Consider the following 9,693-nt stretch of genomic DNA (forward strand, 5'->3'; position numbering starts at 1 on the left):
GGTGAGAAATTTAACTATCTCTAAATCTCAATTAGACTTTTAAACTAATTTTGGTGAGAAGTATGGTAATGAACTGTGAGGAAGCGAATAGCTCCTGGATCGACCACTATCGGCAGCAGGGTTATGTGGTACTTGAAAAGATTCTGCCTTTAGAACTAATTGATGCTCATGTAGCAACTTGTGAGGAAATTCAACGCCGACATGGCATTTATCAGAATTTTCCTTGGAGAAAAGACCCATTGAAAAATGAAAAAGCCTTTGGGGAGGAGCTACTTGCCTTAGATGATAACCATGAACCCACAAAGAATCTGAGAAACGATCCGACACTTCGTCGGTATTTAAATGCCCTTTTTGGAGAACAGGCGGTACTGAAATACGGCTCTACAAGTTTATGGGAGAGAGGCCGCGAACCACACTCGGACACAGTGATGTTGTTCCGCGACCCACCAGAGCAAGTCTGTCGTGCATGGTGTGCGCTCGAAGACATTGATCCAGACTGCGGAATGTTTTATGTGATACCTGGAACGCACAACAACGAGCGGATTCGTATTTATGACGAAGTTCTCAACAGCCATCCTGAGATTTTTGATCTGCTTGGCTCACCGTCGCCAAATGATTCAGAGAGTGCATTTCTAGAAAACCGAGCTATTTGGAAGGTGGTTTGTGAGAAGACGATTTCCCTCACACAAGGACTACCAAGAGTTCCGTTCTCAATTAATAAGGGTGATCTGGTGCTGTTCGATCCAAACATAATTCATGGCACTATGCCTGCACCCAATCCATCGCTCACGCGCAAGGCTATTGTCACCGAATGGCATACGCGGTCGGTTCGCAGCTACTCCTACTCTGAGTATTTTGGTTCGCAGCACGACAAAAGGCAGTTATCACCAGCTAACTAGCTGACAAAAGAGCAACCTTACTGTATTTAAAGGAACTTGCCAATCTCACTATTTAACTTTTCATCGCCGCCTTTTTTGATACATTAAATAGATAAAATAAGGCGCTCCTAAACCCGGATTTCTCACAAAGGTTTAAACGAGTAGCCCAAAACGCTTATGCCACTTAGACTTGAGATAAAATACGCCGTTCACATACTGTTGTGATTCGTGCAGTGTCTAAAACGCTCAAAATCTAAGCCTGATAAAGGTTTGGTAATAGCGATCGCAAAGCTTGTGAGAAATCCAGGCTAAAGCAGCAGTCACCAAACCACAAGGTAATTCTGTTGGAGAAAATAAAGTCCTACCCAAAAAATCTGCTGCTGCTACCAATAATCCTCCGATTAAAGCGGCAACTGGTAGTAAGTTTTGATGTATTGACCCTACAAGTTTACGTGCCACATGGGGAGCCATTAAGCCAACGAAGCCAATTGTACCGGCGATCGCCACACTCGATCCCGCCAGCGCCACACTTACCAACAATAATTTGCTCCTCTGCCATGTGACTCGGCTACCAAGTCCTTTAGCTATTGCATCACCTAGTTGCAGAGTATCAAGTTCACGCGCCAACAGTAACGCCAAGGGAACGAAGATAACTATCCAAGGTAGCAGTTGCCAGACTTGTTCCCAACTTTTACCAGCAACACTACCCGCAAGCCACACCAGCGCTCTACTGACATCATTGATTTGACCGAAAGTCAACATCAAAGTCGTAAAAGCTCCCATAATTGCCGCGAGTGCTACTCCCACCAACACTAAACGTAGAGGTGATTTTTCCCCCGTACCAGCTAGCAAATAGATAAGACAGGCCACAACAAAAGCACCACCAAAGGCCACTAGGGGCAAATACATCGTGGGTACAGTCGGAAATAATACAATTAAGGTAACGGCTGCAAAGGCTGCACCTGCATTTACCCCAACGATGCCAGGGTCAGCTAAAGGATTACGTGTCAATCCTTGTAAAATTGCACCAGCAACTGCCAAGCCTACTCCTACCAACCACGAGATTAATACTCTCGGTAAACGCAAAGTAACAACAACAAAGGGAGATTCTGGATCAAGTGTAGGTAAACTCAGAACAGCTTTTACTATGTCTACTGGTAAGACAGGATAATCTCCTAAACTGAGACTCATTCCCAAAACAGCGAGGGTTATTAATAGCACTACCAACAATACTCTAGTTACAGACTCCTTGCCGAGTATTAAATTTTGAATTGTTATCATCCTCTTTTTACCCGCCAACGCACTAGGTACAACAAAAATGGCGCTCCCAAAAGCGCTGTCATAACGCCAACAGGCAATTCTTGGGGTCTAATTAACCAACGGGCTGCTAAATCTGCCCATACTAGTAAATTTGCACCAAACACAGCCGCACAAGGTAATACCCAACGATAATCAACACCCATCACTCCCCGCGCTAGATGGGGAATTACCAGACCGACAAAGCCGATAGGCCCTGCTAGTGCTACAGCACTTCCCGCTAATATGACAACGCTTGATGCTGTTGCCAACTTGATCCAACCTGTTTGCTGACCTAAGCCTGTGGCTACTGATTCTCCTAAACTAAGAACATTAATCTGTCTACTCAAGGCAAAAGCTGTTAATAACCCCACTATCATCCAGGGCAGCACAGTCAGGAATAGATTGAAGTCTCGTCCGGCTAGAGAACCTGCTAGCCAGAAGCGGACTTCTTCAAGAGTGCGCTCACTCAAAATCAGTACACCTGTGGTAATTGAAGATAGCAAGGCAGTAAGAGTCCAATGGCGAGCCTTACCCGGTGATTTTCCTGTGTGGCAGACAGTGTACACCTATTTTCGCAATTGGCGCAAAGATGGGACGTGGTTGACAATTCATGATAGTCTGCGAGACTGGATTCGGATTGAACAGGAGCGCCATCCAAGTCCGTCGGAGGCGATTATCGACAGTCAAAGTGTGAAAAGTGCCGCGATGGTAAGTCAATCCGTAGGCTTTGATGCAGGCAAGAAAATCAAGGGCCGCAAACGATTTATGACGGTCGATACCTTGGGGTTAGTTTTGCGAGTCTTGGTTACCGCAGCAAGTGTCGGTGAGCGTGAAGGAGGTAAGCAAGTTCTCAAAAGAGTTAAGCAGTCTCAAGATCAGGTATTTCGCTTGACAACCATTTGGGTAGATGGCGGCTTTGATGGTGAGCCTTTCATGCAGTGGGTAATGAACTTTTGCCGATGGATTGTGCAGGTGGTTCTGCGACCAGAACAAACTAAGGGCTTTGTGTTACTCAAAAAACGTTGGGTGGTCGAGCGCACTTTCGGTTGGCTGATGGGGTATCGGCGATTGACCAGAGATTATGAGTTATTACCCGAAACTTCAGAAACCTTTATCTACCTTGCTATGATCCGTATTATGGTGAGGCGGCTAGGATAAAATTTGACCCCTAAAAACTTTTCAAACACCCTCTAAGCTGAAAATACGAATGTAGTGTTTTTGTGGACGAAAAATATGTATGTTCATGGATAATTTAAATGCTTAGGTAAATTTGAGTTTGAATTTCATGGCGATATTTCAAACCTTGTAGCCTTGTTACTGAAAATTTTGACTATTGTGTTTTTTATCAAGGATACATAGCTCAAGTTAATATGTAGCAGATATAGCAAATTGTCATTAATTGTATAGTTTCCAGAAAGTATACCAGTTAAATTGGTAAAAATGACAGCCTAAAAAGGTAAAATAGGGGCACAGTATTACTGCTAATGGCAGTGGGACTGGAAATGGAAATGGTAATGGTATTGGTCTTGACAGTGGTAGAACCGTTGCCACAGCACTTAGAACTCCCAAGGCAGTTTATTATCAGTCATGGGTCGAACCAAAGCCTGTTGGTTGTAACTAGATTAGTTTCAGTAATTATATTGTAAACTTTCGTTATGGAAATGTGGTTAATTTTACATAAATTCACTACATTAAGAAAAGATATTGTAGTGGTTAAGCAATGCTCTCGATTTAATGAGAGATATGAGTGAATTTATTTCAACAGCAACTGGAGAGCGTTGTAAAATTTTGGTGCGAGAGCGTAATTACATTCTCAAAGCTTACCGCAGGCGGCTATTAAACTATCAATTAGTCGCGGCACATCAGCTACCGCTTGGTAGCGGAGCAGTTGAAAGTTTAATTCGTCAGGCTGTTAATCTTCGTATGAAGGGTAACAGTAAGTTTTGGCTTCAAAATAACTCAGAGATTATGTTACATCTGCGATGTCAATGGATAGCTGGAAGTTGGGACAATTTTTGTAACTCTATTTTTAATTCTTTCCTTAATAGGTGCAGTGCTTAAAAATTTTATACGCAGTCGTTACAACAGGGAAATAGTCTGCTAGGCCGCTTTGCCGACTTGTTAATAGAACGCTTTTCCGAATTGTGGAGACTGCCGTTGCAGAAGGAAATACGAATTTTTACCCAAATACTGTTCTGAAATGTAGCAAGATCCCGTACCGCTTCCCTAGAGGACGCTACGCGAACGTGGAAGCAAGCTATGCATAGCGTCTTCGACGGGACTTCCAGAAAATAAAATATACAGTTAATGAAAATGATAATCATTGTTATGTCAAGACCTATTAAAAGTGCGTCAAGTGGCTATTGGTGATCCTAGTGTTGTTCCAGCAGGAGTATCTCAACTCCTGCGTCTTAACAACTGCAATCTTAAGTATCAAACTAAATATAAGAATGCACTACTGTGCCATCGTCATTTTGACTGCAATATCGCACGGTTTACCAAAGTACGGTGAACTTGTCACTAAAATATCTACACCAGTGCTAGCATAATCCTTTATATTTTCAGAGGTAATACCACCAGCAGCTGCTAGTTTTAAGTTTGGATATTGCTGCTTCAACTTCAAAACTAGAGTCTCAAGGTCTGGTAGGGGAATTTTATCAAACTGAATTAAATCTACACCTGCTTGAACAGCCATCCAAGCATCTTTTGCTGTATCTACTTCAACGCAAATACGTTGTTCTGGAAACTGTCGTCGCAGTTCATTCATGCGCTCAATTAGTCCAACTATACCTCCCAGGAATATCAGGTGTTGGTTAAAAATCAGAACTGTTTCAGATAATCCTAAGCGATGAAAAAAGCCCCCGCCAGCTAGAACTGCTTTGATGGAAAGCGCTCTAGTACCTGGAAAACATTTACGAGTAGTCACGATAGAAACAGACTGATTTACTGTTTTAGCAGTATCTACTAATACTCTTGTACGCGAAGCAATGCCAGAGGCGTATTCCATCAAATTTAAAGCAACTCTCCAGCCACTGTGCAAAGCGATTGCTGTGCCACTAGCTTGAAGAATTAATTGCTTTTCCTGGCAGACTGTACCACTTTCGACTTGATAATGAACTTCGGCACCACAATATTTTAATACTCTGGCTGCTTCTTCAGTAGCGCAAATGGTCATCGGATGACGGGTAGAAAACTCGATTTCACCAGGTTGCTTCCCAATACCAAGTCCGTAGGTTGTCAAATCTAGGTAGGGAACATCTTCCTGAATTAACTTAGCGATCGCCTCATCTGAGAAGAAAACACTCATTTTAGTTTTATGATCAGCTGACAAATAAATAGCTCAATCAAGATTCCCACTCAACCTAATCTCATTCAGTTGTAGGAATTGTAATAATTACTACTATTCTCCCAAATAGTTGGTAACAAAATAACTTTGTTAAGAAAGAATATATACCTCAGTCGCCAAAATTAGTTAAATGCTGAAATTGGAAACTATTGACTTATAATATTAAGTTTGAATTTAGCAATCATACAGATAGTGTAAATTACAAACATAATCCAAAGAAGATTGAGAATGCTAAATTTAGATGCCATTGCTCATACAAGAATGCAATCAGTTCCATATAGTTATGCTGTGATAGAGAATTTGTTGCCCAAAGCAGCTAGCTTGGAACTTGCTGCCAGCTTTCCCCAGGAACAGTTTCGCTTATCAACGGGGGAAGGATATGGGTATCTTTGGAGTGATATGCTTGCTAGTAATGAGGATATTGCTTTGATGTACAAATTTTGCGATGCCTGCGGCGGGCGTAGCCATCGCGCCAGTCCTGAGTTGTCAGATCGTTGGCGCGATCGCATTGCACAAGGAAGATTATCTTCTAATCTTGGTAATCTCAGCAGTATTTGGCGACAAATGATAGAAGAACTGTGGACACCTTCTTACCGTCAAGCCTTAACACAGATGTCTGGGGTGGAATTGAAAGACTGTGCAATGGTGATTGGGTTTCGTCGATATAATCTAGGTCACTGTCATCGCCCTCATACTGATGAACCATCGAAAGCTTTGACTCATTTGCTATTTTTCAATGAACAATGGCCTATGGATTGGGGTGGTTGTTTGCGAATTCTCTTGGACGAAAAACCAGAATCTGTCTTCCAAGATATTGCACCACTGAACCAGTTTTCGGCTGTGATTGTGCGCTCAGATAATTCCTGGCATATGGTAACTCCAGTAGCATCGACTGCACTACAGTGCCGATTGGCTCTCAGGATTGCTTTTTTTCACAATCTCGATGCAGGTGCTTAGTCGATAGTAAAAATCCAATCCCTACGCAAAAGGCGATGGGAGCATCCCACTTTTTATTTAGCGAGCAAAGATTAATCCATTAAGATAGGCGCAACGGTGAGCAAGGACTTGAGGAACGTTATCAATATTCCATTGTGCGCCGGAAATTTTAGTTCGACGGTCAATCTGTTTCACGGTAGATTCAATAGCGCCAGAGCCAATAGAACAAATTTCTTCAGCTTGATAATACTGATAATTGATTATACGGTGTCGATGTTTCTCAAGGTAGGCACAAAAGTTCTCTGCTTGTTTGAGCTTGCAGTTAGCGAAGATAGCGAGCGCATCATCAACTTTCCCTTTCCAGAGCAGCCCTTTGACGGTATTTATTCTTTGCATCGAACCGCCAACTTTATGGAGATTCTCCATCAGATGGAACCAATCAAGTATTTCGCGTCGCTCAAGTTCTGGTTTGAACTCCCGAACTATATTCCAAATACCATCATGTCCGTCCCCAAGACATGTAAGAATTGGAGCCAAGGGTTGGTTGTTGACCCAATCAATTACGAGATTATTTTCTTGAAATGAAGCCGCCATTGCTTGTAAGTCGTGTAAGCGGACAGCTTTGTAACCTTTCCAGTCACATGGTTTGCCAATTGGTGTACGAATCCGGATATTTCCTCCATCAACACTCAATTCCTCAACAGTTGACTGTACTTCTGGTAATTCAAAATTTTGATGATGTACCAGTCGTTGTTGAACGCTTTTGGAGACTTCTATCCCTGTTGCATATTTTACATCTTCTGCTGCACGTTGGTATGATACTGAAGCGCTCGCTCTTAAACAACATGCCTCTAAATATGGGCTTAATTGGCTATGTGGTTTGAGTTCTAGCTTTTGTGCTTGAGAACTTGTAACTAGTAGTTTTCCAATGATACTTTTTATTTCTCGTCTGTGTCCTGTGTTTTCTCCTGTGACATTTTCGATAAAAAACACCTACTTCTGGCATTATATGTTCCTGCATTTGACTGCGTACTACTTGTTCAATTTTCCCTAAGCTTGTTAGTTCCTCAATTGGAGCGTCTTTGTAGAGTATTTTAGCGATCGCACGAGCGTGTTCGATTAAAAGTTGGTTTTCTTCTTCAGTCATGACGGCTCCCATTAACACGATCCCGTGGATTATTCCTTTACCTTCTCATGTTTTATTTACTTTTTTTGGAAGAATAAAAACTGGGATGCTCCCAACGGACACTTGCAGCCCAATTCTGATTCCAAAGAAGTAATATCAAGTCCAAATTCACCGCAAACAGTATCAAAAATTTCCCCAGAAGTTAACTCTAAATTCGCGTCTAATTCCTTAACTCGTGATTCAATTTTGGCTTGTTCCATAATGTTTCTAAATTAGATTGTTCGGATTTAATTACAATTTCTTCTGCGTATCTTCTAGCTAATGTTACCAAATACGGTTGTGAATAGCTTTTGGCAATTCCCCTGTAATACTCAATCCCATTCCAAATAAATCTTAAATAAGTGTAGGATCTTTCACCTTTTTCAGAATAAACAAGCACAAAACAGTGTGGAGTTGCAACTTGCCCTTTGGCATAATTTCGGCCGTCTTCCCACTCAATATCCCAGATACCATAAGTTTTGATGTTTGATTTTTTGTTGTTCATAAGATACCTTCAATAAATTTAGCTACTTCTTCACTTGAAAGGTTCCCACTTAATCTTAGTCCCATAGACAACTCTATTGCCCCATGACCTCGTGTTTGCGGGTGCTTGTCCAAATCGCTGCAAATTGAGTCAATCGCGTCTCCCGCTTGACCTAATTCCCTTTTTGTTTTAATTAACTAAATCTAGCTAAATCTTTAAAACTTGCTATAGCTTCTCTAATGCAATCTTGAAAAGTGCCACAGTAATCATGCCCTAAATTAAAACTTGGATTATCAAAAAACCTTATTTCTAATACATGAGTATCATCAGGATGGCAATTAGATTTTCTGATTCGTGCTACTAAATTCCCTAAAAATATTAGCATTGTTCAAATTCCTTTTTCGTCACTTGATACTTAAAACTACTAAAATTAATGTATCAATAATCATGATTGATTTCCTGTCCAAGGATTTAAAGCACTCCGAGAAATATTTTGGCTTCAGCCAAGCTTATCAAACCAGTTCAAGTTAGGACTTTCCCCATTTTTTCGTCGGTCAGCCTCAGCACAAGCTTTGCCATAAGCCTCATCCCAGCTACGAAGAAAGTCCTTTTTATAAGATGCTAAATCTTTATATGGGATAGCGCTTTCAAGCGAGACAGCTTGCACTATCTCTTCAAAACTTTGAAAATATCCAGGCTCAATTGCGATTGCTGACAAAAACCTCACGGAATTATTTTTAAACTCTTGATAACATAGCTCTAATGCTTCTGATTTCATACTCCTACCCTTGAGAATTATTTGGACTGAGAAACGGTTTACTATGCTTACCACCCTTAATACCAATTCTGCATGAAGATGCGCCAAACTATATGAGGAACGAACCGCAAAGGGCGGATACCACTTCGTGGAAGCAAGCTACGCGCAGCGTCTCGTAGAGAAGGACACAAAGAAACAAAGAAAGAAAATTTGGCGCAGCCTCACAAAGAAATGGTATAAGGCTAATTCTCCTTCTTTAGCGTTGCCAACTTCCTTTGACGGTTACAAATCAAAATCAAGGCTGAATGTTTCACCTGAAGAATCTTCTTCTTTCTCCTGTGCAAATGGAGTTGGAGTCCAAGACGTGAGTTGGTTTGACTCAGTATTAATCGGGGTGTTTGCTATTTGTTGTGCAGGTAATCCAGCCTTGATGAAAACAAAATAGCAATCAACTATAAAGTAAAGCGTGTCCAGGTAGCTTTTATCTAGTTTTTGGGATTCTGCAAATATGCGCTCTCGGTAATTATCTTTGAGGCGAACTTTTTCCGGTGCTAAGTCTTTTTTATCTGCCATTGTAATAACTTTACTTTCCAGATGTAGTAGTTGGGTTCTTGCTGGTCATGGTTTTTGCCATCTCTAAAAGCCCAGAGACATTGGCTTCTACGGGATTGTCCAGGATTTTGAAGCCGTTTTTCTCCAACAGCTTCTTAAATCCTGGTAAGAGGCAGCCTCCACCAATCGCCCAGATTTCATCGCCCTGGTGCTTGGCATCAAGTGTCAGATTCACCACTTTCTTCAAGTATTTTTCATACCAATCTTTTAAAGAAG

General features: G+C 41.5%; 11 protein-coding genes and 3 pseudogenes. 4 read left to right on the forward strand and 10 right to left on the reverse strand.

Features of this window, described 5'->3' with window-relative positions:
- Window positions 1-62 precede the first annotated feature (62 nt).
- Window positions 63-899: a phytanoyl-CoA dioxygenase family protein gene (locus HWQ38_RS13415; RefSeq protein WP_292794199.1), complete on the forward strand. Its 837-nt coding sequence runs from the start codon at window positions 63-65 to the stop codon at window positions 897-899.
- A gap of 225 nt (window positions 900-1,124) precedes the next feature.
- On the opposite strand, the gene HWQ38_RS13420 is transcribed toward HWQ38_RS13415, so the two are convergent.
- The gene (locus HWQ38_RS13420; RefSeq protein WP_292794223.1) at window positions 1,125-2,156 is read right to left on the reverse strand and encodes an iron ABC transporter permease; all 1,032 of its coding nucleotides are present in this window, start codon (window positions 2,154-2,156) and stop codon (window positions 1,125-1,127) included.
- Complete coding sequence (locus HWQ38_RS13425; protein ID WP_292794202.1) at window positions 2,156-2,647, reverse strand: iron ABC transporter permease; 492 nt, start codon at window positions 2,645-2,647, stop codon at window positions 2,156-2,158. The genes HWQ38_RS13420 and HWQ38_RS13425 overlap by 1 nt, the downstream gene beginning before the upstream one ends.
- 49 nt (window positions 2,648-2,696) lie before the next feature.
- Between HWQ38_RS13425 and HWQ38_RS13430 the strand changes: the two are divergent.
- Both HWQ38_RS13430 and HWQ38_RS13435 read left to right on the forward strand, forming a co-directional pair.
- Window positions 2,697-3,335, forward strand: a pseudogene (locus tag HWQ38_RS13430) (IS5 family transposase); the annotation flags it as partial.
- Window positions 3,336-3,899: 564 nt separating this feature from the next.
- Window positions 3,900-4,238: pseudogene (locus tag HWQ38_RS13435) on the forward strand (ISLre2 family transposase); the annotation flags it as partial.
- A 394-nt stretch (window positions 4,239-4,632) separates the two neighbouring features.
- Here HWQ38_RS13435 and modD read toward each other — a convergent pair.
- Window positions 4,633-5,484 (reverse strand): ModD protein, encoded by an 852-nt coding sequence (gene modD / locus HWQ38_RS13440; protein ID WP_292794205.1) that lies wholly within the window; start codon window positions 5,482-5,484, stop codon window positions 4,633-4,635.
- Between the two features lie 267 nt (window positions 5,485-5,751).
- Here modD and HWQ38_RS13445 point away from each other — a divergent pair, with 267 nt between their 5' ends.
- A complete protein-coding gene (locus HWQ38_RS13445; RefSeq protein WP_292794208.1) occupies window positions 5,752-6,480 on the forward strand; it encodes a 2OG-Fe(II) oxygenase family protein in 729 nt (242 codons plus the stop codon).
- Window positions 6,481-6,537: 57 nt separating this feature from the next.
- On the opposite strand, the gene HWQ38_RS13450 is transcribed toward HWQ38_RS13445, so the two are convergent.
- From HWQ38_RS13450 to HWQ38_RS13480, 7 genes and pseudogenes are all read right to left on the reverse strand, one after another.
- A protein-coding gene (locus tag HWQ38_RS13450) for an ISKra4 family transposase (protein ID WP_292794210.1) occupies window positions 6,538-7,606 on the reverse strand; the annotation gives its coding sequence in 2 pieces (ribosomal slippage) (window positions 6,538-7,450 and window positions 7,449-7,606; 1,071 coding nt in all).
- Between the two features lie 56 nt (window positions 7,607-7,662).
- Window positions 7,663-7,845: a hypothetical protein gene (locus tag HWQ38_RS13455; protein ID WP_292794213.1), complete on the reverse strand. Its 183-nt coding sequence runs from the start codon at window positions 7,843-7,845 to the stop codon at window positions 7,663-7,665.
- On the reverse strand, window positions 7,806-8,129 hold the full coding sequence (locus HWQ38_RS13460) for a hypothetical protein (protein WP_292794215.1): 324 nt from the start codon (window positions 8,127-8,129) through the stop codon (window positions 7,806-7,808). The genes HWQ38_RS13455 and HWQ38_RS13460 overlap by 40 nt, the downstream gene beginning before the upstream one ends.
- A 172-nt stretch (window positions 8,130-8,301) precedes the next feature.
- The gene (locus HWQ38_RS13465; protein WP_292794217.1) at window positions 8,302-8,493 is read right to left on the reverse strand and encodes a hypothetical protein; all 192 of its coding nucleotides are present in this window, start codon (window positions 8,491-8,493) and stop codon (window positions 8,302-8,304) included.
- Between the two features lie 114 nt (window positions 8,494-8,607).
- Window positions 8,608-8,886 (reverse strand): hypothetical protein, encoded by a 279-nt coding sequence (locus tag HWQ38_RS13470; protein WP_292794219.1) that lies wholly within the window; start codon window positions 8,884-8,886, stop codon window positions 8,608-8,610.
- Between the two features lie 261 nt (window positions 8,887-9,147).
- On the reverse strand, window positions 9,148-9,438 hold the full coding sequence (locus HWQ38_RS13475; protein ID WP_292794221.1) for a hypothetical protein: 291 nt from the start codon (window positions 9,436-9,438) through the stop codon (window positions 9,148-9,150).
- Between the two features lie 10 nt (window positions 9,439-9,448).
- Window positions 9,449-9,693: pseudogene (locus HWQ38_RS13480) on the reverse strand (hypothetical protein); the annotation flags it as partial.

Origin of the sequence: Nostoc sp. NMS7, assembly GCF_017115085.1 — a bacterium.
Classification (GTDB): Bacteria; Cyanobacteriota; Cyanobacteriia; order Cyanobacteriales; family Nostocaceae; genus Nostoc.